The organism is Streptomyces avidinii, assembly GCF_014650695.1.
GTDB classification, from domain to species: Bacteria; Actinomycetota; Actinomycetes; order Streptomycetales; family Streptomycetaceae; genus Streptomyces; species Streptomyces avidinii.
Genome location: NZ_BMVL01000001.1, coordinates 390,661 through 413,451, shown reverse-complemented (window position 1 = coordinate 413,451; position 22,791 = coordinate 390,661). Strand labels below are relative to the sequence as shown.

The 22,791-nt window shown below is 72.1% G+C and carries 20 protein-coding genes; 8 read left to right on the top strand and 12 right to left on the bottom strand.

The window, feature by feature from the left end; genetic code table 11:
- Positions 1–28 precede the first annotated feature (28 nt).
- The 6 genes from efeU to IE257_RS01850 all read right to left on the bottom strand — a co-directional run bounded on the left by efeU (position 29) and on the right by IE257_RS01850 (position 6,812).
- Positions 29–895 carry an iron uptake transporter permease EfeU gene (gene efeU, locus IE257_RS01875; protein WP_189963836.1) on the bottom strand — a complete coding sequence of 289 codons (867 nt, stop codon included), beginning with the start codon at positions 893–895 and terminating at the stop codon, positions 29–31.
- 26 nt (positions 896–921) lie between these two features.
- On the bottom strand, positions 922–2,193 hold the full coding sequence (gene efeB, locus IE257_RS01870) for an iron uptake transporter deferrochelatase/peroxidase subunit (protein ID WP_189963834.1): 1,272 nt from the start codon (positions 2,191–2,193) through the stop codon (positions 922–924).
- 30 nt (positions 2,194–2,223) lie between these two features.
- A complete protein-coding gene (efeO, locus tag IE257_RS01865; protein ID WP_189963832.1) occupies positions 2,224–3,375 on the bottom strand; it encodes an iron uptake system protein EfeO in 1,152 nt (383 codons plus the stop codon).
- A gap of 188 nt (positions 3,376–3,563) precedes the next feature.
- Positions 3,564–4,382, bottom strand: coding sequence for a heme ABC transporter ATP-binding protein (locus tag IE257_RS01860; RefSeq protein ID WP_229920097.1), 819 nt, complete (start codon positions 4,380–4,382; stop codon positions 3,564–3,566).
- 17 nt (positions 4,383–4,399) lie between these two features.
- Positions 4,400–5,794 (bottom strand): iron chelate uptake ABC transporter family permease subunit, encoded by a 1,395-nt coding sequence (locus IE257_RS01855; RefSeq protein WP_229920063.1) that lies wholly within the window; start codon positions 5,792–5,794, stop codon positions 4,400–4,402.
- Between the two features lies 1 nt (position 5,795).
- Positions 5,796–6,812 (bottom strand): heme/hemin ABC transporter substrate-binding protein, encoded by a 1,017-nt coding sequence (locus tag IE257_RS01850; protein ID WP_229920062.1) that lies wholly within the window; start codon positions 6,810–6,812, stop codon positions 5,796–5,798.
- 115 nt (positions 6,813–6,927) lie between these two features.
- Between IE257_RS01850 and IE257_RS01845 the strand changes: the two genes are divergently transcribed.
- From IE257_RS01845 to IE257_RS01830, 4 genes are all read left to right on the top strand, one after another.
- On the top strand, positions 6,928–8,373 hold the full coding sequence (locus tag IE257_RS01845; protein ID WP_189963828.1) for an HtaA domain-containing protein: 1,446 nt from the start codon (positions 6,928–6,930) through the stop codon (positions 8,371–8,373).
- A 50-nt stretch (positions 8,374–8,423) separates the two neighbouring features.
- The gene (locus tag IE257_RS01840) at positions 8,424–9,863 is read left to right on the top strand and encodes an HtaA domain-containing protein (protein ID WP_189963826.1); all 1,440 of its coding nucleotides are present in this window, start codon (positions 8,424–8,426) and stop codon (positions 9,861–9,863) included.
- 19 nt (positions 9,864–9,882) lie between these two features.
- Complete coding sequence (locus tag IE257_RS01835) at positions 9,883–10,542, top strand: PhzF family phenazine biosynthesis protein (RefSeq protein ID WP_189963824.1); 660 nt, start codon at positions 9,883–9,885, stop codon at positions 10,540–10,542.
- Positions 10,543–10,744: 202 nt separating this feature from the next.
- A complete protein-coding gene (locus IE257_RS01830) occupies positions 10,745–11,392 on the top strand; it encodes a biliverdin-producing heme oxygenase (RefSeq protein ID WP_189963822.1) in 648 nt (215 codons plus the stop codon).
- Positions 11,393–11,470: 78 nt separating this feature from the next.
- On the opposite strand, the gene map is transcribed toward IE257_RS01830, so the two are convergent.
- Complete coding sequence (map, locus tag IE257_RS01825; RefSeq protein ID WP_189963820.1) at positions 11,471–12,328, bottom strand: type I methionyl aminopeptidase; 858 nt, start codon at positions 12,326–12,328, stop codon at positions 11,471–11,473.
- A 71-nt stretch (positions 12,329–12,399) separates the two neighbouring features.
- On the opposite strand from map, the gene IE257_RS01820 reads away from it, so the two are divergent.
- Positions 12,400–12,648 (top strand): hypothetical protein, encoded by a 249-nt coding sequence (locus IE257_RS01820; RefSeq protein WP_189963818.1) that lies wholly within the window; start codon positions 12,400–12,402, stop codon positions 12,646–12,648.
- A gap of 3 nt (positions 12,649–12,651) precedes the next feature.
- On the opposite strand, the gene IE257_RS01815 is transcribed toward IE257_RS01820, so the two are convergent.
- Positions 12,652–13,260: a hypothetical protein gene (locus IE257_RS01815; protein WP_189963816.1), complete on the bottom strand. Its 609-nt coding sequence runs from the start codon at positions 13,258–13,260 to the stop codon at positions 12,652–12,654.
- 94 nt (positions 13,261–13,354) lie between these two features.
- Here IE257_RS01815 and npdG point away from each other — a divergent pair, with 94 nt between their 5' ends.
- Positions 13,355–14,059, top strand: a complete 705-nt coding sequence (gene npdG, locus IE257_RS01810; RefSeq protein WP_189963813.1) for an NADPH-dependent F420 reductase — start codon at positions 13,355–13,357, stop codon at positions 14,057–14,059.
- 87 nt (positions 14,060–14,146) lie between these two features.
- Here the strand turns inward: npdG and IE257_RS01805 are convergent, their stop codons facing one another.
- Positions 14,147–16,186, bottom strand: a complete 2,040-nt coding sequence (locus IE257_RS01805) for a TerD family protein (RefSeq protein ID WP_189963811.1) — start codon at positions 16,184–16,186, stop codon at positions 14,147–14,149.
- A gap of 241 nt (positions 16,187–16,427) precedes the next feature.
- On the opposite strand from IE257_RS01805, the gene IE257_RS01800 reads away from it, so the two are divergent.
- The gene (locus tag IE257_RS01800) at positions 16,428–16,619 is read left to right on the top strand and encodes a hypothetical protein (RefSeq protein ID WP_189963809.1); all 192 of its coding nucleotides are present in this window, start codon (positions 16,428–16,430) and stop codon (positions 16,617–16,619) included.
- Here the strand turns inward: IE257_RS01800 and IE257_RS01795 are convergent.
- The gene (locus tag IE257_RS01795) at positions 16,616–17,416 is read right to left on the bottom strand and encodes a site-2 protease family protein (RefSeq protein WP_189963807.1); all 801 of its coding nucleotides are present in this window, start codon (positions 17,414–17,416) and stop codon (positions 16,616–16,618) included. The genes IE257_RS01800 and IE257_RS01795 overlap by 4 nt on opposite strands.
- A gap of 72 nt (positions 17,417–17,488) precedes the next feature.
- On the opposite strand from IE257_RS01795, the gene IE257_RS01790 reads away from it, so the two are divergent.
- Positions 17,489–20,839 carry an AfsR/SARP family transcriptional regulator gene (locus tag IE257_RS01790; protein WP_189963805.1) on the top strand — a complete coding sequence of 1,117 codons (3,351 nt, stop codon included), beginning with the start codon at positions 17,489–17,491 and terminating at the stop codon, positions 20,837–20,839.
- Between the two features lie 56 nt (positions 20,840–20,895).
- On the opposite strand, the gene IE257_RS01785 is transcribed toward IE257_RS01790, so the two are convergent.
- Both IE257_RS01785 and IE257_RS01780 read right to left on the bottom strand, forming a co-directional pair.
- Positions 20,896–21,747 (bottom strand): ABC transporter permease, encoded by an 852-nt coding sequence (locus tag IE257_RS01785; protein ID WP_189963803.1) that lies wholly within the window; start codon positions 21,745–21,747, stop codon positions 20,896–20,898.
- Positions 21,744–22,757, bottom strand: coding sequence for an ATP-binding cassette domain-containing protein (locus IE257_RS01780; protein WP_189963801.1), 1,014 nt, complete (start codon positions 22,755–22,757; stop codon positions 21,744–21,746). Before IE257_RS01780 ends, IE257_RS01785 begins: the two co-directional genes overlap by 4 nt.
- Positions 22,758–22,791: the final 34 nt, after the last annotated feature.

Below are 22,791 nucleotides of genomic sequence, written 5' to 3'. Positions count from 1 at the left end.
CTGTCGGCCGACATTCTGCTGCCGCCCGTCAGCCGGCGGGAGTGGAGTCCGTCCCCGCGTCCGCGGGCCGCGCCTTCAGCGGGGGCGCCGCCGGGCGGCCGCGGTCCACGAGGAACAGCGTCAGCACGGGGACCAGGTACAGCAGCCACACCGTGAGCTGGAGGACGGTGGGGTCCGGCTGGAAGTTGAAGACGCCCTTGAGCAGGGTCCCGTACCAGCTGTCCGGCGGGACCGTCTCGCTGATGTCGAAGGCCTTGTTGCCGAGACCGCCCAGGAAGCGGGCCTCCTGGAGGTCGTGGACCCCGTACGCGAGCACGCCCGCGGCGACGACCACCAGCATGGCGCCGGTCCACTTGAAGAACTTCGCCAGATTGATCTTCAGGGTGCCCCGGTAGAAGAGGTACCCGAGCACGATCGCCGTGCCGATGCCCAGCAGCACACCGATCAGCGGCGCCGACGAACCCTCGCCGCTGGCCCGTACCGACGCCCACACGAACAGCGCCGTCTCCAGGCCCTCACGGCCGACGGCCAGGAAGGCGGTGGCGACCAGCGCGCCGGTGCCCATGGCGAGCGCCGTGTCGAGCCTGCCGTGCAGATCGGCCTTCAGGTGGCGCGCGGTGCGCTTCATCCAGAAGACCATCCACGTCACCAGACCCACCGAGATGATCGACAGGGTGCCGCCGAGCAGCTCCTGCGCCTCGAAGGTCAGCTCCTGGGTGCCGAATTCGAGCATCGCGCCGAAGGCGAGGGACAGCGCGCAGGCGATCGCGATGCCCATCCACACGGGACGCAGGGCGTCCCGGCGCCCGGTCTTCACCAGGTACGCGACGAGGATGCAGACGACCAGGCTGGCCTCCAGCCCCTCGCGCAGGCCGATCAGATAGTTGCCGAACACGGCTGGTGCTTCCTCTCCGGCGGGGACTACGCGAACAGCGTCCGGCCCCACCAGTCGTCCTTGTCGCGGACGCCCGGCGGGACGGCGAAGATCGCCGAACCCACGTGCTGGATGTATTCGTTGAGGACGTCGGACTTCGCCAGGTTGCGCTGGATCGGGACGAACCCCTTGCGGACGTCGCGCTGGTAGGCGAGGAAGAACAGGCCCGCGTCGAGGCGGCCCAGACCGTCCGTGCCGTCGGTGAAGGAGTAGCCGCGGCGCAGGATCGTCGCACCGTTGTTGGTGTCCGGGTGCGCGAGGCGGACGTGCGCCTCCGGCTTCATCGCCTTCAGGAAGGGCTCGTCGCGCTCCTTGGACTTGCCGACCGGGGCACCCTCGCCCTTGTCGCGGCCGAAGATGTCCTCCTGCTCCTGGAGCGGAGTGCGGTCCCAGGTCTCGATGTTCATCCGGATCCGGCGCGCCACCAGGTACGAGCCGCCGGTCAGCCACTCGCTGCCGTCGCCCGAGCCGACCCACACGTGCTTGTCGAGGGCCGCCCGGTCGGTGCCGGCGATGTTCCGGGTGCCGTCCTTGAAGCCCATCATGTTGCGCGGGGTCTGCTCGTCGGGCGTGGTCGACGAGGTCTTGCCGAAGCCGAGCTGCGACCAGCGCATCGCGGTGCGGCCGAAGCCGATGCGGGCCAGCTGGCGGATGGCGTGCACGGCGACCTGGGGGTCGTCGGCGCAGGCCTGGACGCAGAGGTCGCCGCCGGAGCGGGCCGGGTCCAGGTTGTCGCCGGGGAACAGTTCCAGGTCCACCAGGGCCTCGGGGCGCTTGCCCTCCAGCCCGAACCGGTCCTTGGCGAACAGGCCCGGCCCGAAGCCGATGGTCAGGGTGAGGCGGGAGGCCTTCAGGCCCAGCGCCTCGCCCGTGTCGTCCGGCGGGGCCTCCGGGAGGCCGCCGAAGCCGCCCTCGCCGACCGGCAGGCCGGCAGTCATCAGCCGGGCGGCCGCGGTCCACTCCTTGAGGAGCTTGATCAGCTCCGCGCGGTCCTTCGTCTTCACGTCGAAGGCCGCGAAGTGCAGGCGGTCCTGGACCGCGGTGGCGATACCCGCCTGGTGCTCGCCGTGGAAGGGCACGGCCGCGCCGGTGGAGGCCGCCGTGACCATGTCCGAGCCGGGGCCGAACGCCGCGACCGCTCCGCCGGCCGCGGCGGCGCCGAGTGCGAACCCGGCCCCGCCCCAGCCCAGCACCGCGCGCCGCGACGGCGCGCCTTCCGCCCGCTCGTGCTGCTCCGCAGCCGAGTCCGACTCGGTCATCGCCCTCTCCCGCCCTCTCCTCGACCCTGCTTACTTGGTGACGGCTGCGGCGAGCTTGGAGAGCGGCTCGGCCAGTGCGTTCACACCGTCCGAGAGCTCCTTGCGCTCCGCCTCGCCGACCTTGTCGTACGAGGTGAACTCGTAGGAGGCCTTGTCGGCGCGGTACTTGTCCAGCAGCACCGTCAGGGCCGCGAACTGGGCGTCCAGCTGCTTCACCAGCTCGGGGTCGTTCTTCGACGCGATCGGCTTGAGCAGCTCGTACGCCTTCTGCGCACCCTCGACGTTGGCCTTGAAGTCGACCAGGTCGGTGTGCGAGTAGCGCTCCTCCTCGCCGGTGACCTTGCCGGTGGCGACCTCGTCCAGGAGCTCCTTGGCGCCGTTGGCGATCGAGGTCGGGGTGATCTCGGCCTGGCCGACCTTCTTCTGCCAGTCGGTCAGGTCCGTGATCAGGAGGCCCGCGAGCTCCTTCTCCCGGTCGCCGATCTTGTTGTCGGCCCACAGGGCCTTCTCCAGGCGGTGCCAGCCGGTCCAGTCCTTCTCCAGGTCCTGGCCGGCCTCCAGGCCGTCCTCGCGGACGTCGACCTTGGGGTCGATGTCGCCGAAGGACTCGGCGACCGGCTCGGTGCGCTCCCAGCCGATGCGGGAGGCGGCATAGAGCTTCTTCGCGCCCTCGACGTCACCGGCCTTGACCGCGTCCGCGAAGGCCTGGGCCTTGGGGAGGGTCTCCTCGGCCTGCGTGACCACGTACGCGCGGTAGGCGGCGACCGCGGCGTCCATCTCGGGGGAGCGCTTCTCGCCGCCGCCCTTGCCGGTGGCCTTGACCTTCTGGGAGATGCCGTCGCCCTTCATGCCGGGCTTGCAGACGATCTCGTAGTCGCCCGCCTTGATCTCGGCGGTGATGGAGGCCTTGGTGCCGGGGCCGATGTTCTCGCGCTCGGTCACGATGCGGGCGTCCGGGAAGAGGACGTAGACCTCGGTGACCTTGGAGCCCTTGTTCTCGACGTCGATCTGCACCTTGCCGGACGGGAACTCCGTCTTCGACACGTCGCAGGCGCTGTCGGACGCCGCCACCTTGATCGCGTCGCTGCCGCCCGTGTCGCTCTTCTGCGAGCAGCCGGTGACGGCGGTCAGTGCGGCCGCCACGGAGGCCGCGGCGATGACAGTGAGGCGAGCGGGGCGCATACGGAGGCTCCTGGCGTCGGACGAAGGGGCCGTCCCGAGGGGGAGAGGCCGATGAGGCGGACCTAACTTAACCGAGGCTTACCTCACCCATACCCCCTCGTACCGTGATTCAGCTCATACCTTCGGGTCTTGGACACGGCCCTGTCACGGGCCCTCCACGGCAGCCCCATGGCACGGTCAAGCGGAGGTCAAGCCCGTACGGGAACCACCAGCGGAGCACCGGTGCGCGGGTGCGGAAGGACCTCCACCGGCTGCCGGTAGACCCGGCTCAGCAGTTCGTCCCCGAACACCTCGGCCGGCGGGCCGTCCACGGCGATCCGCCCGTCGTGCAGGACCGCGGCCCGGTCCGCGTACGCGGCGGCGAGCCCCAGGTCGTGCAGGACGACGACGACCGCGTCCCCCGCCCCGGCCCGCTCCCGGCAGATCCGCAGTACGAGCTCCTGGTGGCGCAGGTCGAGGGCGGCGGTCGGTTCGTCGAGCAGCAGCAGCGGGGCCCGCTGGGCCAGTACGCGCGCCAGTGCGACCCGGGCCCGCTCGCCGCCGGAAAGGGCGGAGAAGGGGCGCGCGGCGAAGTCCGTGACCTCGGTGGCGGCCATGGCGACGGCCACCGCCTCTTCGTCGGCTTCCGCGAGGGGGGTGCCGGACCAGGGTGCGCGGCCCATCCGTACGACGTCCTTCACGGGGAAGGGGAAGGACAGCGCGGCCGACTGCGGGAGTACGGAGCGGCGCAGGGCGAGGTCCGCGGCGCTCCAGTCACCCACCGGTCGGCCGTCGATCCGGATCTCCCCGGAGGCGGCGGGCAGGTCTGCGGCGAGCGCGGCCAGCAGCGTGGACTTGCCCGCGCCGTTCGGACCGACGAGCGCGAGCACCTCACCGGCCCGGGCGGTCAGGTCGATACCGGCGAGGACCTTGCGCTGCCCGAGCCGGACGTGCAGGCCCACGGCCTCGGCGAGGGCGGCGCCCGGGGCGGGGCGGGCCGGGACGGTCCTTCGTGTGCGGGTGAGCAGCCCCGTCAGCCTGCTGGTCACGCCCAGCCTCCTTGCTTGCGGCGGGTGCGGCGCAGCAGCCAGAAGAAGAACGGGCTGCCGAGCAGGGCGGTCAGGACACCGAGCGGCAGCTCGGCGGGCTGGGCGAGGGTCCGGGCCGCCAGGTCGCCCGCGACCAGGACCAGGGCGCCGGCGAGGGCGCTGCCGGGGATCAGGAAGCGGTGGCCGGGGCCGTTGGCCATGCGCAGCAGGTGCGGGACGAGCAGGCCGATGAAGGTGATGACGCCGGCCACGGCGACGGCCGCGGCGGTGAGCAGCGCGACGACCAGGATGAGGGCGATGCGCAGCCGTTCGACGTCGATGCCCAGGTGGCGGGCGGGCCGTTCGCCGAGCGCGAGCAGGTCGAGCCGGCGGGAGTGGAACGGGGCGACCAGCAGACCGGCGAGGGCGCAGGGGAGGACGGCGAGCACCTTGGGCCAGGTGGCCTGGGCGAGGGAGCCGAGCTGCCAGAAGGTGATCTGGTTGACCTGGCCGCTGTCCGCGAAGAAGACGAACAGGCCGATGAGGGCGCCGGCGAAGGCGTTGACGGCGATCCCGGTGAGGATCAGGGTGACGACTTCCGTCTTCCCGCCGTTGCGGGAGAGGAGGTAGACGGAGCTGACGGTGATCAGGCCCGCGACGAACGCGCAGACGGTGATGGTCCAGTTGCCGAAGAAGCTGAGGCCGAGGCCGATGGCGGCCACCGCGCCGACGGCGGCGCCGGCCGAGATGCCGATGACGCCGGGCTCGGCGAGGGGGTTGCCGAAGACGCCCTGCATCAGCGCGCCCGCACAGCCGAGGCTGGCGCCGACGAGCAGGGCGAGCACGACCCGGGGAAGGCGGACGTTCCACAGCACGCTCTCGCCGACGCGGTCGAGGGGGGCGCCGCCGAGGCCGAGGTGGTGCTGGACGGAAGCGAGGACGTCCCCGAGGGGGATGTCGTAAGCCCCGGTTCCGGCGGAGACGAGGGCGAGGACGGCCAGGGCCGCGACGAGGGCGGTGGTGAGGAGTGCGGGTCTGCGGCTGCCGCTGCCGCTGCCGCTGCGGTTGCGGTTGCGGGGCTTGGGTTTTGGCGGGGCGGGCGGGGCGGGCGGGGCGGTTTCGGCGGGGCCGGGGTCGGCGGGGGTGGTTTCGGCGGGGGTGGGATCGGCGGGGGTGGTTCCGCCGGGGCCGGGCGCGCGCCGGGGCGTCTCCTCGGACGCCGAATGTGACGAGGCGTCGGAGGGCGCGGCGGCGGTGCATTCGGCGCCCTGCGGGGAGCGCCCCGACACACACCCGGCCCCGTCGGAACCGGTCGGCCGGTCGGCGGGTGCGGTGGTGGTGGCGGTGCGTTCGGTCTGTGGGGGGTGCCCCGGCAGGCTTCCGGCCCCGTCGGAACGGTCGTGCAGGGCCATGTCAGGCGCCCTTGTTGTAGAGCTGGGTGACCAGGGAGGAGAGGACCTGGTCGGTGCGCGGGCCGTAGTTGAGGAGGACGCCGTCGTCGACCGTGAGGACCCGGCGGTCCATGCCGGCCGGGGTCTGGGCGACGCCCGGGATCTTCACCAGGCCGTCGACGCCACCGACCGATTCGAGCCCCTTGGACATGACGAGGATCGCATCGGGGGCGGCGGCCGCCAGGGCCTCGCTGGTGATCGGGGTGAAGTCCTTGCCGAGTCCGGAGTCCTTGCCGGTGTCGACCGCACCGGCGGCCTCCAGCAGGGAGGCGGCGCCGGAGTCCGAGCCGCCCAGCAGGTAGACGGAGGCGGTGCCGCGGAGGTAGAGGAAGGCCACCCGGGGCTTCTTGCCGGAGGCGGCCGGGATGTCCTTGCGGACGGTGGCGATCCGGTCGGCGGTGCGCTGGTTCAGCTGCGTGCCGGCCTCCTTGACGCCGAGTGCGGCGGCCACCGCTTCGATTCGCTTCGGGACGTCGTCCAGCCCCTTGGCGGGGGCGATGACGAGCACCGGGATACCGGCGTCGCGGATCTGCTGAATCGCTTCTCCGGGACCGCTGGTGGTTTCCGCGAGCACCAGCGTCGGGCGCAGCGAGAGCACGCTCTCGGCGGAGACGTCGTGGCCGCGTGTCACCACCGGGAGCTGGGCGGCCTGTTCGAAGGTGGCCGTGATGTCCCGGGCGACGACCTGCCGGCCGAGGCCCAGGGTGTGGACGATCTCGTTGAGGCTGCCGCTCAGCGGAACGACCCGGTCGGCGGACGTGACGGTGACCCGGGCGCCGTCGACCGAGGACACGGTGACCGGGAGCGCGGGCTGTGGCGCCGGAGCGAGTGGTTCCACCCGGTCCGGGACCGCGGCTGCGCCGGGGGTCGCCCGGTCCGGGGTGGTGGCCGTACCTCCGCAGGCCGTCAGCGCGAGTGCCAGTGCTGCCACGGCAACGGCGAGACGGGGAAAGCGGTATGACGCGGCGGGCGTAGGCACGAAGGCACCGTCCTGATCGTCCGACTGAGGTTGTGGAGACCGGGGGGTGTTCATCCGGCCGGGGTTAGCTTAGGTTAGCCTAACCTTGCTCGCTAGACCTTAGGAGGGGGCATTCATGCCCACGAGACCCGTCCGTACGTTCGCCGTCGCCCTGTTGGCGGCCCTGCTCGGCGCTCTGCTCCCGGCGACCGCCGCTCAGGCGGGCACCGTACAGGGGGGTCGACTCGACTGGGGCATCAAATCGTCTTTCCAGAGTTATGTCACGGGTCCGGTGGCAAAAGGCAGTTTCAAGCTGAAGAGCGGAGCCGCCACGGTGGGCGGCAGCCTGTTCCGCTTCCACTCCGCGAACGGCTCCTACGACCCCGACTCCGGCACCTTCGAGGCCTCCTACTCGGGCGGGGTGACCTTCCAGGGACACCAGAAGCCCGACGGTGTCCACGAATTGGACATGACGATCAGCCGCCCGACCGTCAAGATCTCCGGCGGCAGGGGCACCCTGTACGTGGACGTCTCCAGCAAGGCCAAGGACAGCGGCGCGGTCACCGACCAGTCGCAGGTCGCCTTCGCCACCCTCGGCGTCGGCGGCATCAACATGAAGGGCGGCGCCAGCCCGCTGACCCTCACCAACCTCCCGGCCACCCTGACCGCGGAAGGCGCCAAGGCCTTCGCGGGCTACTACGGCGCCGGTACCCAGCTCGACCCCGTCTCGCTCTCCGCCGACGTCAAGACCGCCCCGGCCGCCGCGCCCTCGCCGTCGGCGACCGCGCAGCCGAGTGCCGGTGCCGGTGACGCTGCCACGCAGGCGCCGGGCGCCTTCGCCGACGCCGCCGTCGACTGGGGGGTGCGCCGCACCTTCCGCGAGTACGTCACCGGCTCGATCGGCCAGGGCAAGTGGGTCCTCGCCGAGGGCGCCCAGGACGGCGGTGCGCTCTTCCGCTTCCCCCAGGGCAAGGGCTCGTTCGACGGTGCGAAAGGCACGTTCGACGCGGCCTTCGCCGGTACCGTCCGGTTCACCGGCGCCCACCTGGACCTCACGCTCGGCAGGATGAGCGTGAAGGTGGAGAACGGCAAGGGCGTCCTGTCCGCGGACGTCACCACCGGCGGCCAGACGAAGAACGCGGTCCCGCTCGTCGAGTTCGACGCCAAGGGTCTGAAGACCGAGGGCAAGCTGGCCACCCTGACCGAAGCCCCGGCCACCCTCACCGAGGGCGGCTCCCAGGCCTTCAACGCCATGTACAAGGCCGGCACCGAGATGGACCCCGTCTCGCTCGCCGTCGCCCTGGACTCCACCGCCCAGCTGCCCGCCCTGCCCGACCTGGGCTCGACGGCCTCGCCCGCCCCCGCGTCCGCGTCGCCGTCCACCGAGCCCGCCCCGGTCGCGAAGGACGCGGAGTCCTCCGACACCGGGCTGTTCATCGCCCTCGCCGTGGCCGTCCTGGTCGTGGCCGGCGGTGGCGCCTTCCTGGCCGTGCGCAAGCGGCGTACGGCCGGGGCCTCGGCCGCAGGCTCCGACCCGGATGCCGCAGGCCCCGCGAACGCGCCCACCGACGCGCCCCAGTAGGCCCCTCCTCCTTCATTCCCCCTTCTCTGTTCCTTCAGGAGTACCCAGCCATGTCGTCCATTCGACGCCCGATCTCCCTCGCGGCCGCCGTCCTGACCGCTGCCGCGCTCGGCGCCACCGTCTACGCCCTGCCCGCCACCGCCGCGGGCGGCCCGCCCACCGACCCGATGAAGATCACCGGTGGCACCCTGGACTGGGGCGTGCTCGCGAGCTACCGCGCCTACGTGACCGGCATGGCCAAGGGCACGATCACCGTCGCGGACGGCGCCAAGCAGAACGAGGACGGCACCCTGCGCTTCGTCGAGCCGACCGGTGCGTACGAGCCGGCCAACGGGCACGTGGTGAAGGCGGCCTTCAAGGGCAGCGTCACCTTCTCCTCGCCCGCCCCGCCGACCGGCCACGGCTTCGAGGTCAAGCTCTCGGACATCCGGATAGACACCGGCACCAAGAAGCTCACCGCGGACGTCACCAAGGGCGGCACGACCACCCAGGACGTGCCCATGGCAACCGTGGCCTTCGCCGGCCAGTCGATGGCCAACCTGGCGACCACGCTCACCCAGGAGGCCGCGGACGCCCTCGGCTCGGCGAGCTACAAGGACAAGCCGGGCGACCCGCTCAACGCCAAGCTGGAGTTCGAGAAGCCGGCGCCCGAGCCGACTCCGTCCACCACCACCACCAAGAATCCGACGCCTCCGGCCGACGACACGCAGAAGGTGCTCAGCGGCAAGCTGACCTGGGGCGTGAAGGAGTCCTTCCGCAAGTACGTGCTCAGCGCGGGCTCGATCACCCCGGCCGGCGGCGCCGCCAGGAACGGCGACACCTTCGACTTCGCCTTCGGCAAGGGCGATCTCGACGTCAAGAAGCAGAAGCTGAACGCCTCCTTCGAGGGCAACCTCCGCTTCCAGTACGCCGCCCACGGCATCGACATGACCTTCGGCAACCCCCGCGTCGAGGCCACCGGCAAGACCGGCACCCTCTACGTGGACGTCAAGAACGGCTCCGGCACCAGGACGGGTCTTCGCTTCGCCACGCTCGACCTGTCGAAGACCGACTACAAGACGAAGAACGGCGTCCTGGCGCTGAACGCCGTCCCGGCGGTCTTCACCGCCGAGGGTGCCGGGGCCTTCGCCAACGACACCACCGGCTCCATGTACAAGGCGGGCGACGCGATCGACCCGCTCACCTTCGCTGTGGCGGTGGACAAGGACGCCACCCTGCCCAGCACCGGCGGTAACACCGGCGGCACGACGGGCGGAACCACCGGCGGCTCGAACGGCGGCACCACGGGCGGTACGACCGGCGGCACCACCGGCACCACCGGCGGTACGGGCGGCACCGTGGGCGGCGGCTCCTCCACCGTCGGCGGCAACCTCGCGAACACCGGCGCCGAGATCCCCGCCGGAGCCCTGCTCACCACCTCCGGCGTGGTGATCGCGGCCGGTGCGGGCGCGGTGTACTTCGCGCGCAGGCGCCGTACGGCCCAGAACTGAGCCGTGCTTCAATTCCCGCGTGAACGATCTCGACGTGTTGAAGGTCTTCTGCGCGGGTGACGGCCGGTTCGGCAACCTGCTCGGTGTCGTACGCGACGGCCGGACCTGCCCCGACGACGCGTCGCGGCAGGCCCTGGCCGCCGAACTCGGCTACAGCGAGACGGTGTTCGTCGACGACCCCGAGCGCGGGGTCGTCGACATCCGCACCCCCGGCACACGGATGTCCTTCGCGGGGCATCCGCTGGTCGGGGTCGCGTGGTTGCTGGACATCGAGGAGCTCCAGCCGCCCGCCGGATCCGTATGGGCCCGTGACGACGGGGAGTTCACCTGGATCACGGCCCGCCCCGAGTGGGTCGAGGGCAAGCGCACCGAGCAGTTCGGATCCGTCGCCGAGGTCGAGGCGCTGCCGGCCCCGCCGCCCGGCGAGGGCTGGCTGTACGCCTGGGCCTGGGAGGACGAGGCCGCGGGCCGCGTGCGCGCCCGGGGGTTCCCGCGCCGCCCCGACGGGATCATCGCGGAGGACGAGGCCACCGGCTCGGCGGCCATCCTGCTGACGGCCCAGCTCAACCGCGCCCTGAACATCACCCAGGGTGCCGGCTCCCAGATCCTCACCGCGCCCGGCCCGGACGGCACGGTGGAGATCGGCGGCCGCGTCCGCTTCGCCCCGAACCCGGCCTGACCGGGCCCTGCGCCACCCCGCCTCGAAACCCGCCTCGAACCCTCCACGAACGCCTGCGCGCCGCAGGGGACGCAGAGGGCGCAGGGCCGGGATTTTTTACCGACAGGACGTCGGGAACTCATTGACTTAGGCAAGCCTAAGTAGGAAGATCGGGCGTGACGGCGGTGCCGTCACGCCCGATTCCTCTTCCTGGAGGTCCGCCTTGGACGCCTTCTCTACGGTCATCCGCGTCGCCTCGCACGAGCAGCACACGGAGGCCGAGACGTCGACCTTCATGAGCGATCTGCTGGGCGGACGGCTCGGCGTGGACGCGTACACGCGCTACACCGAGCAGCTGTGGTTCGTGTACCGGGCCCTGGAGGACGCGGCGGAGTCCCTCAAGGACGATGCGGTGGCCGGCCCCTTCATCCGGCCCGAGCTCATGCGCGTCGCCGAGATCGAGCGCGACCTCGCCCACCTGGTGGGCCCGGACTGGCGCGAGAACGCGGTGGCCCTGCCCGCGACGCGTGCGTACGCGGACCGGGTGGCCCAGTGCGCCGCGGAGTGGCCGGGCGGGTACGTCGCCCACCACTACACCCGCTACCTGGGCGACCTCTCCGGCGGCCAGATCATCCGCGACAAGGCCGAGCGCACCTGGGGCTTCGAGCGCAAGGGCGACGGCGTCCGGTTCTACGTCTTCGCGGACATCTCCAACCCGGCGGCCTTCAAGCGGACCTACCGCGAGCTGCTCGACGCCATCGCCGCGGACGACCTGGAGAAGCAGCGCATCATCGACGAGTGCAAGCGCGCCTTCGACTTCAACGGCGCGGTCTTCCGCGAGCTGGGCGAGCAGTTCCCGCTCAGCGCGTAGCCCCACGGGAAGTCCGCGGAAACAGGTCCGGGCCCGGTGCACTAGGTGCACCGGGCCCGGACGCAGGTGTGGTCACGGCTACGGAAGGGTCAGGATCTCCGCGCCGGAGTCCGTCACGACCAGCGTGTGCTCGAACTGCGCCGTGCGCTTGCGGTCCTTGGTGACGACCGTCCAGCCGTCCTCCCACATGTCGTACTCGTGGGTGCCCAGGGTCAGCATCGGCTCGATGGTGAAGGTCATCCCGGGCTCGATGACGGTGGTGGCGTGCGGGCTGTCGTAGTGCGGGATGATCAGGCCGGAGTGGAAGGACGAGTTGATGCCGTGTCCGGTGAAGTCCCGGACCACGCCGTAGCCGAAGCGCTTCGCGTACGACTCGATGACCCGGCCGATGACGTTGATCTGGCGGCCCGGCCTGACGGCCTTGATCGCCCGGTTCAGTGCCTCGCGGGTGCGCTCCACCAGCAGCCGCGACTCCTCGTCCACCTCCCCGCACAGGTAGGTCGCGTTGTTGTCGCCGTGCACGCCGCCGATGTACGCGGTCACGTCGAGGTTCACGATGTCGCCGTCCTTGAGGACGGTCGAGTCGGGGATCCCGTGGCAGATGACCTCGTTCAGCGAGGAGCACAGGGACTTCGGGAAGCCCCGGTACCCCAGCGTCGACGGGTAGGCGCCGTGATCGCACATGTACTCGTGCGCGACCCGGTCCAGCTCGTCGGTGGTCACCCCCGGAGTGATGTGCTTGGCGGCCTCCTCCATCGCCTGGGCGGCGATCCGGCCGGCGATGCGCATGGCCTCGATGGTCTCGGCCGTCTGCACCTCCGGTCCGGTGTACGGAGTGGGCGCGGGCTTGCCCACGTACTCGGGCCGGCGGATGTTTCCGGGAACGGAACGGACGGGAGAGAGCTCGCCTGGTACGAGCAGCGACTGGCCAGACATGCGAGCGAGTGTATCCAGCGGGGATGGGGCAGCATGGCGGCACAGAGAGGTACGAGAGGAGCCCGACGACGATGGCCCTGTTCAAGAAGCGTCAGGTGGGCAAACCCGGCGAGTGGTACTACTGCCTGGTCCACAAGAAGGTCGAGGAAGGCCCCGAGTGCCCGGCCAAGGACCGGTTCGGGCCCTACGCGACCCCGGAGGAGGCGAACCACGCCATGGAGACGGCGCAGGAGCGCAACCTCGAATGGCAGAACGACCCCAAGTGGAACGACAGGACCCGCGAGGGCGAAGAGGGCGCCACCGGCACGGGTGGGGCGTAAGCCCTACCAGCGGCTGGGCGGCGGCGCGGTCAGCCGGTCGGCCAGCCGCGCCAGCCGGTCCCGGAACCGGCGCGGACCGCCGCGCTGCACCGGCAGGCCGTTCTCCCCGGCCGCCGCGCTGACCAGGTGCTGCACGGTGTCGAGATCCATCTCGCCGTCGGGTTCCGGCACCGACAGCGCATCGTGCGCGAGCGTGCCCAGGTCCGGGTCCCCGCCGTCGAGGGACAGTACGGTCGCCCCCGCGCGCCGGGCGTCGTGGACGCGCTCCAGCAGACCCTCGCCCGGCGCCCCGGGCGCCACCACCAGCAGGGTGTGCCCGCGCCGGGCCGCCGCCAGCCTGCCCAGCCCCACCGACAGGTGCGGCGGCTCCCCGGGCCGCACGTGGTGGCGTACGAGCGTGGGCGCCAGCTCCGGCAGGCCCGACCAGGCGGCCTCGTCCACCAGGTGCGCCGCCAGGTGCCAGGGCTCGTAGCCCTCGGTCCCCACCAGCAGCAGCTGCCCGCCGGCCGGCACGACCGACCGGCGCAGCGACCCGGCGAAGCGGCGGGCGGAGCCCGGCCACTGCGTGCCGGCGAGCACCTCGCGCAGCAGCGCGACCCTCACGGCGTCCATATCGGCATCCTGCACCATGCGGCGCACACGGGGAGCGGTTCCTTCCCCTTCGCCACCCTTCGACTGTGGGCTACCCGGCAGTACCCTCGCCCCCATGACTTCCTCAGACAACACGCAGAAGCCGCCGGTCAAGGACCCGTGGGAGCTGCCGGACGTGTCCGGCCTCGTCGTCGGCGTCCTCGGCGGCACCGGAGACCAGGGCCGGGGCCTGGCCTACCGGCTCGCCAGGGCCGGCCAGAAGGTGATCATCGGCTCCCGCGCGGCCGACCGCGCGCGGACCGCGGCCGAAGAGCTCGGCCTCGGCGTGGAGGGCGCGGACAACGCCGAGTGCGCGCGCCGCAGCGACATCGTCATCATCGCGGTGCCGTGGGAGGGCCACGCCAAGACCCTCGAAGCGCTCCGCGAGGACCTCGCGGGCAAGCTCGTGGTGGACTGCGTCAACCCGCTGGGCTTTGACAAGCAGGGCGCGTACGCCCTCCAGGTCGAGGAGGGCAGCGCCGCCCAGCAGGCCGCCGCCCTGCTCCCGGACTCCCGCGTCACGGCGGCCTTCCACCACCTCTCGGCCGTCCTGCTCCAGGACGAGTCGATCGACGAGATCGACACCGACGTGATGGTCCTCGGCGAGGCCCGCGCCGACACGGACCTCGTCCAGGCCCTGGCCGCCCGCATCCCGGGCATGCGCGGCGTCTTCGCGGGCCGCCTGCGCAACGCCCACCAGGTCGAGTCCCTGGTCGCCAACCTGATCTCCACGAACCGCCGCTACAAGGCCCACGCAGGCCTGCGCATCACGGACGTCTGACCCGGGTCCCGACGCCACGCCGAGCCGGGGCGTCCGGTCCCAGCCCTCTCGGGCCGGGACCGGACCACCAGGCCACCGGGCGCCCGGTCAGCCCCGGCGGCCGCCGCGCGCCTCGACGGCGCCCAGGTGGGTCACCACCCCGTGGTAGAAGCGGTCGACGGCATCGTCGACGCCGCGGATGAAGCCGGATTCCGTGTTGCCGCGAGTGTTGCCCATCCCCTTGATCAGCGACAGCCGGAACCCGGTCGGGGCGGAGCCGTCCTTGGGCAGCAGGTCGCCGGGCTCGGGGCGCAGCCGCTCCAGCGTCCCGCGCGGCCCGTTCTCGCCCTCCACCAGGCTCTGTACGTGTAGGTCGGCCGGCGCCTCGGCCAGCACCCGCAGCAGCCGCTTCGCCGTGGCCAGCGGGTACGAGCCCTCCGGGGCGGGGATGTCCACGGAGGTACGGACCTTGCCGGTCCGCAGATCGGCGGTGACGGCGATGACGGAACTCGTTCCGTCGATGCGCAGTTCGGCCGACAGCCTCCCGTCGGCGCACAGCGCCGCGGCCGCTCCGACCCGCCGGGCCCGGGGGTCGCTCTCGCGCCGGGTGCGCTGCACGGGGAGGGCCTTCTGCCCCAACTCTCCGCCGAGGCGCAGGCAGACCTGGCGGATCAACCGTTCCCAGCTCTCGACGACGTCGACGGCGCGCACGTCGTCGGGGCTGATGGTCTCGTCCTCGATGCCCTTGCGCACGGGCACCCAGGCGGGGCCCATGTTCTGGAACCCGTGGCAGCCCGAGTTCTCGTGGTGGAGGTACTCCAGCAGCTCCTGGAGCAGCCAGGCGTGGGCGGCGTTGCCGACCCCCTCGTGGCGGATCAGCATCTGGGCCTGGTGGGCCACCTCCGCCCACGACAGGTGCCAGAGACTGACCTTGTGCTTGCGCCGCCCGTCGATCTTGACGTCGACCACCGGTGAGCCGTCCAGGGCCACGTCGTTCGAGAGCGTGATCACCGCCTCGTAGCCGCGGCGTGCGGCGATGTCCATGTACTGCTGGACCTGCTCGTCCTTGAGCGGGTTGCCGTGCGTCTTCGTCTCCACGAGGGCCGTCCACAGCTTGCCCGCGCGCTCCACCCGGATCACCCCGTCCGGGCGCTTCGGGGTGTCGCCGTGGGGGAGGGGGACCTCGGTGAAGGTCTGCATGCGGCCGGCGGGCGCCCCGAACCCGGCGGTGAGCCGACGGCCCAGCTCGGGAACCTGTGCCATGACGGAGAGCAGTACGGAGGTCGCCCGGACCTCACGCTCCTTGTCGCTCTTGAGGGACGGCACGGGGAAGAGCCGCGCGGTCCGCCAGGAGTCGTTCTCGGCGAGCGACTTCCTGGCCACCTTGGGCAGGGTGACCTTCTTCTTCGTCGTGCGCGGCGCCCGGCCGCGGGTCTGGGCGGGCACGAGGGCGCTCACCGCCTCCACGGCCACCACCACGGCCGGCGCCGCGCCCTCCTCCGGCAGCACGGCCACCGCCACGGTGCCGGATACGGCCGCTTCCGCGGCCGCGGGTTCGGCGGGTCCATCGGGGACAGCGGCGGACCCCTGGGGTTCGTCGGTGTCCTCCTCCACGTCGATGCCGAAGTCCGTGGCCAGCCCGGCGAGCCCGGTTTCGTACCCCTGGCCCACGGCGCGGAACTTCCAGTCCTCGGCGCGCCGGTACAGCTCACCGAAGATGAAGGCCGTCTCGACGCCCGCGTCCTCGATCGAGTACCCGACGAGCGGCTCCCCCGACCGGTCGGCGACGGTCATGCGCAGGTCGTCCAGATCCCCGAACCGCGCGCCCCCGTACTGACTGGCCGCCACCACGATGCGTGTCACGTCCTCGGGAACGGCCGTGAGGTCCACGCTGATGCGGTCCTCGTCACCGTTGGCGGTCGGTGTCTTGCCGAGGAGCTGGACGCTCCCGTCCGCGGCGGCGGGGTTGTTGTAGAAGTAGAAGTCGTTCTCGCTGCGGATCTTGCCGTTCTCGTCCAGGAGCAGCACGGAGACATCGGCATCGCCGGCTCCGGTGGCGCTGGTCCAGCCGAGGCTCACGACGACCGCTCCGGCATCCTCACTGAGGGCGGTCAGGCTGACGTTGGCGCCCTTGGAGATCTCCTGCATGCGCGTTCCCCCCACTCGCCCGGCGTCGTCCGTCGCGGTCCGAGCAGGCCGGGCTGTTCGTTCTGTCACGCGCGGAATACGGCGCGTACCCGCCGAACCGTAACGCCGTGCGGTACAGGCGGTCAGGCAAAGCCGCAAAACGAGCCCGATGCGATCGCGGACGTCCTTACGGCAGCACTGCGGGGCATGGGGGACACTGGTGGAGCTCGACCCCGTTCAGTGTTTCCGAGGAGCTCTTTCCATGCCCCGCCTTGCCGTCTTCGCCGTTGTCGTCTGCGTCTGTGCGGTGGCCGCGGCCGTCGTCGCCTTCGTCGAGGGCAGCTTCCTCGGGATCGTGTGGGTGCTGCTCGCCGGCCTCACGTCCAACATGGCCTGGTACTACCTGCGCAAGGCGAAGGCCGAGAAGGCCGCCGCCGCGCGCAACGCCGTCTAGTCCTGCGGGACGGTGCAGAAGCCGTCCGTGTCCCGCCAGAAGCTGTAGAGGTCGCGGCCGCAGTACGTCTCCAGGTCCGACACGCCGAGTGCGGACATCAGGCCGTCCACCGCGCCGAAGAAGAACGCGTTGACCCCCGGGATCCACAGCAGCGCGAACACGGCCAGCAGGCCGAACGGCGCCAGCGGCTCCACCTCGCGGCGCACCCGGTACGACAGCCAGGGCTCGATGACCCCGTAGCCGTCGAGGCCCGGTACCGGCAGGAAGTTCAGGATCGCCGCCGTGACCTGGAGCATGGCGAGGAAGGCGAGCGCGTAGCGGAAGGCCAACGGCACCCCGTCGAGGGCGCCCAGCCAGAAGGGCGCCGTGCACACGACGGCGAAGGCCACGTTGGTCAGGGGGCCCGCCGCCGAGATGAGGCTGTGCTTCCAGCGGCCCTGGATGCGGTTGCGCTCGATGAAGACCGCGCCGCCGGGCAGGCCGATGCCGCCCAGGATCACGAAGATCACCGGCAGCACGATGCTGAGCAGCGCGTGCGTGTACTTGAGCGGGTTCAGCGTCAGGTAGCCCTTGGCGCCCACCGTGAGGTCGCCGCCGTGCAGGGCGGTGCGGGCGTGCGCGTACTCGTGCAGGCACAGGGAGACGATCCACGCCGAGGTCACGAAGAGGAACACGGCCAGACCGGCGCTCGCCGAGTACCCCGTCCACACAGCCCATCCCGTGACGGCCATGATCGCGACGATGCCGAGGAATACCGAACTGATCCGCCGCTCGCCGCGGCCGCCCTGATGACCCATGCGGGCAACCTATCCCGCGGCCCCGGCGTAAAACGGTGCGGGTCCGGGTCCGGCTGCGGGGACAATGGGCCGGTGCGTTACGCGATCCTCGGAACCGCCCAGGCCATTCACGACGACGGGACCCCCGTGGCCGTCGGCGGAGCGCGCCTTCGGGCGCTCCTGACCGCGCTCGCGCTGCGTCCGGGGCGGGTGGTGCCGACCCGGTTGCTCGTCGCCGAGGTGTGGGACACGGACCCGCCGGCCGAAGCGGTGGCCGCCCTGCAGGCGCTGGTCGCCCGGCTGCGGAGGGCGCTCGGGCATGCGGCCGTGCGGTCCGCGGAGGGCGGCTACGAGCTGGCCGCCGCGCGGGAGGACGTCGACCTGTACCGCTTCGAGCGGCTGGTCCGGGCCGGCGGCGCGGCCCCCGACCCGGCCGAGGCGGCGGCCCGGTACGACGAGGCCCTCGCCCTGTGGCGCGGCCCCGCCCTCGCCGACCTGCCGGACCCGGGCGCGGAGGCCGCGCGCTGGGAGGCCGTACGGACGGACGCGCGCCGGGGCCGGCTCGCCGCGGCCCTGGCGCTGGGCGAGGCGGAGCGGTCACTGCCGGAGCTGACCGCGCTGTGCGCGCAGCACCCGCTGGACGAGCCCCTGCACACCCTGCGCATCCGGGCCCTGCGCGACGCGGGCCGCCCGGCGGAGGCGCTGGCCGCCTACGACGGCGTCCGCCGGGAGCTCGCCGACCGGCTGGGCACGGACCCGGGCCCGGACCTGCGTGCCCTGCACACCGAACTGCTCGCCTCGGGCCCGGCTCCCGGGCCGCCGCCCCCCGCGGCCGCTGCCCCAGCGCCCGTCCCGGCCCCCGCCCCCGCGTCCGCCCCCGCCTCCGCTCCCGCCCCCGTGTCCGCGGGCAACCTGCGCGCCCGCCTGACCACCTTCGTCGGGCGCGAGGACGACATCCGCACCATCGGCGACGACCTCACCCGGTCCCGCCTCGTCACGCTGCTGGGCCCCGGCGGCGCCGGCAAGACGCGGCTGTCCCAGGAGGCCGCCGAGGCCCAGGACGAGAGCGCCTGGCCCGACGGGGTCTGGCTCGTCGAACTGGCCCCCATCGACGGGTCCGGCGACCCGGAGGACGTCGCCGAAGCCACCCTCGCCGCGCTCGGCGCCCGCGAGACCAAGCTGCGCGGCGCCGCCGCCGAGGAACTGCGGGCCTTCACGGAGCGCGTCGGCGACGACCCCCTCGACCGGCTCGCCGAACACTGCGCTCGGCGCCGGCTCCTACTGCTGCTCGACAACTGTGAGCACGTCGTCGGAGCCGCCGCCGAGCTCGCCGAGCGCCTGCTCACGCACTGCCCGGGCGTGCGGATCCTGGCCACCAGCCGCGAACCCCTCGGCGTCCCGGGCGAGACGGTCCGCCCGGTGGAACCCCTGCCCGACCCGATCGCGCTGCGGCTGCTCGGTGACCGCGGGGCCGCGGCCCGCGCCGGGTTCAGCGTCGAGGAGGACCCGGCCGCGGCCGCCGAGATCTGCCGTCGCCTGGACGGGCTGCCGCTCGCGATCGAGCTGGCGGCCGCCCGGCTGCGGCTGCTCACCCCGCGGCAGATCGCCGATCGCCTCGACGACCGGTTCCGGCTGCTGACCAGCGGAAGCCGTACGGTCCTGCCGCGCCAGCAGACCCTGCGCGCGGTCGTCGACTGGTCCTGGGACCTCCTCGACGAGTCGGAACGCACCGTGCTGCGCAGGCTGTCCGTGTTCGCGGGCGGCTGCGACCTGGCCGCCGCCGAGGCGGTCTGCGCCGACCCGCGCGATGCGGCCCCGTACGACGTCGCGGACGTCCTCGGCTCCCTCGTCGACAAGTCCCTCGTCGTGGCAGCGCCCGGTCCCGACGGCCGCGCCATGCGCTACCGGCTGCTGGAAACGGTCGGCGAGTACGCTGCCGAGCGCCTCGCCGAGTCCCCCGGCGACCGCGAGGCGACCGAGCAGCGCCACCTCGTCCACTACCGCGAACTCGCCCGCACCACCGAGCCGCTGCTGCGCGGCCACGGCCAGCGGGCGGCCGCCGACCGGCTCGCCGCCGAGTACGAGAACCTGCGTACCGTGCTGCGCCGGGCCATCGCCGTCCGCGACACCGACGAGGTGCTGTGCCTGCTCCACTCGCTGGGCTGGTACTGGCACATGCACGACCTGCGCTCCGAGTCCCGGCACTGGTCCGAGGCCGCCGCCGCGCTCGGCCCCAACCCCTTCGAGCCGCCGTTCGTGCCCGCCGAGCCCGTCTACGGACGGCTCGTCGACACGCCGCCGCCCTACTCCGAGGAAATGCGCACCGAGGGCTGGCGCGCGCTGCACCTGGTCCTGCTGGCCTCCCGCGACCAGACCAACGAGACCTGGAACACCCCCTCGGTCCGCGCCCTGATCGACGGGGTCCTCGCCATCTACCGGCCCGGACTCCCGCAGACCTGCCGGACCCCCGCCTCGCTGTGGATCTACGCCGTCATGATCGCCGGCGACCCCGGGCTGCTCCAGGAGGTCGTCAACGCGACCGTCGCGACCGCCCGCGAGCTCGGCGACCGATGGGAGCTGGCGTCCGGGCTCCAGCTGCGCGCCAACATCCTCGCCAACCGGGCCGACTGGGCCGGGGACGCCTCGCGCGACGCCGACGAGAGCCTGGCCCTGTTCCGCGAACTCGGCGATGCCTGGGGCTGCGCCGAGGCGCTGTCCGCCCGCGCCGAGGCCCGGGAGAAGCGCGGCGAGTACGCGTTCGCCGCCCGCGACTACCGCGAGGCGATCGCGTACGCCGAGCGTCTCGGGGCCATGGCACAGGTGACCGTGCTGCGGGTACGGATGGCCGGGACGATGACCGAGGCCGGCCGGATCGAGGAGGCCGAGGAGATCCTCACCGAGATCACCGCCACGGTGCAGGGGTACGGCAACGAGGCCATGCCCGCTGCCCGGATGTTCCTCGCGGGCATCCTGGGCCGGACGGGACGCATCGCCGAGGCGCGCGACCAGCTGCAACGGCTGCGGGACGAGTTCGTATTCGGCGAGTTCGCCATCTTCGACGGCTTCCTGCTCGGCACGATGGCCTGGCTGGACAACCGGCAGGGATGCTACGAGGAGGCCCTCGACCGGATCCGGGAGGCCCTGGGGACCGCCACCGACCCGATGGCACGGATGGTGGCCCCGCAGATGCCTGCGGTCTATCTGATGACCGCGGCGCTCTCCCTGGTCTCGCTCGGCGGTCCGCGCCGGGAGTACGACGCCGCCCGGCTGCTGGGCGCCTACCACGCGCAGCTGCCGCCCGCGCACTTCCCCGTGACGACGGAACGCGAGGACTTCGCCCTCGCGCAGCAGCTGACCCGGGCGGCGCTGGGCGACGCCGGCTTCGAGAAGGCATACGCCGAGGGCGGCGGCCTCTCCCTGGAGGAGGCCACCGCCCTCATCTGACCCGGCCCCGGGCCGGTGTCCGTCCGGGACGCGATCCGGAACGGATCGGTCCTGGGTCAGGTCTTCTGGCGGAACTTCCGCACCGCGAGCGGCATGGTGACCGCCGTGATGGCCAGCGACCAGGCCAGCGTCATCCACACCGAGTCGCCCACGGGAGTGCCGTTGATCAGGGCGCGGGCGGCGTCCGCCAGGTTCGACAGCGGGTTGTAGTCGGTGAAGGTCTGCAGCCAGCCGGGCATGGTGATCGGCTTCGCGAAGATGGAGCTGCCGAACTGCAGCGGCATGAGGACCAGCATCGCCATGCCCTGGACGGCCTGCGCGGTCTTCATGGTCAGACCCAGCAGGATGAAGATCCACATCAGTGCGCTGCCGAAGACGACCGACAGGGCGATGGCGGCGAACAGGTTCAGGACCGAGCCGGCGATCGACAGGCCGAGGATGAAGCCCACGCAGAGCAGGATCGTGATGGCGATCAGCATCCGGCCGATCTCTACGACGATCTTGGCGAGGAGTACGGACGACCGGGCGATCGGCATGGACCGGAAACGGTCCATCACGCCCTTCTTGAAGTCGTCATTGACCCCGGTGCCCACCGCCATGGCGATGTTCATGCCCATCATCGCCATCAGGCCCGGAACCAGATAGCTGACGTACTCGCCCTGGTTGCCCTTGCCGGAGACGGCGCCGCCGAACACGAACACGAACAGCAGCGTGAAGATGATCGGCATGAACAGGACGTCGAACATCGACTCGGGGTCCTGCTTGATCTGCAGGGCGTTGCGGCGCACCAGCGCGCCGATGTGCCGCAGGTTGGCGCGCAGCCCGATCCGGCCCTCGCCGGACCCCCCGTCCACCGGGGCCGGACCGGGCGCGGTGGGAGCGGGCTTCGTCGTGGTTACGGTGCTCATGCCGCGACCTCCTCGGTCTTCTCGGTGGGAACGGAGTCCTCGACGGAGGTGGGCTTCTGGCCGGTGATGGACAGGAACACCTCGTCGAGGCTGGGCAGGTAGGTGCCGAGGTCGGCGATCGCGTACCCGCGGGCGGCCAGCAGGCCGACGACGGCGGTCAGCTGCTCGTCGCTCAGGATCGGGACCAGCAGGATGCCCTCGTCCGGTACGGCCTGGCTGCCGGCGACACCGTCCAGTCCGGCCTCGGCCAGCGAGCGGGCCATGCCCGGCAGGTCCGCGGAGGACACGGGACGGATCTTCAGGGTGCGGCCGCCCACGCGGGCCTTCAGCTCGTCGACCTTGCCCTTGGCGATGACCTTGCCGCGGTCGATGACCGTCAGCTCGCTGGCGAGCTGCTCGGCCTCCTCCATGTACTGGGTGGTGAGCAGCACGGTGGCGCCCTCGGCGACCAGGCGCTGGACCTCGTCCCACACCTCGTTGCGGGTGCGGGGGTCGAGACCGGTGGTCGGCTCGTCCAGGTAGAGCACGGCCGGGTTGCCGATCAGCGAGGCGGCGAGGTCGAGCCGCCGGCGCATACCGCCGGAGTAGTTCATGGCGGCCTTCTTGGCCGCCTCGGTCAGGGAGAACCGCTCCAGCATCTCGTCCGCGCGGCGGCGGGCGTCCTTGCGGGAGAGGTCGAGCAGCCGCCCGATCATGTAGAGGTTCTCCCAGCCGGAGAGCTTCTCGTCGACCGAGGCGTACTGGCCGGTGAGGCCGATGGTGCGGCGCAGCTGCCGCGGCTGGCGGACCACGTCGTAGCCCGCGACGGTCGCGGTGCCGGAGTCCGGGACGATCAGGGTGGAGAGGCAGCGGACCAGCGTCGTCTTGCCGGCGCCGTTGGGGCCGAGGACCCCGAGGACCGTGCCCTCCCGGACATCCAGGTCGACACCGTCGAGGGCCTTGGTCTCGCCGTAGTGCTTGACCAGCCCCCGTACCTCCACGGCGTTGGGCTTGTTGTCGTTTCGCGTCATGGCCCCATAGGAGCAGCCGCCGCTGACAAAGCAC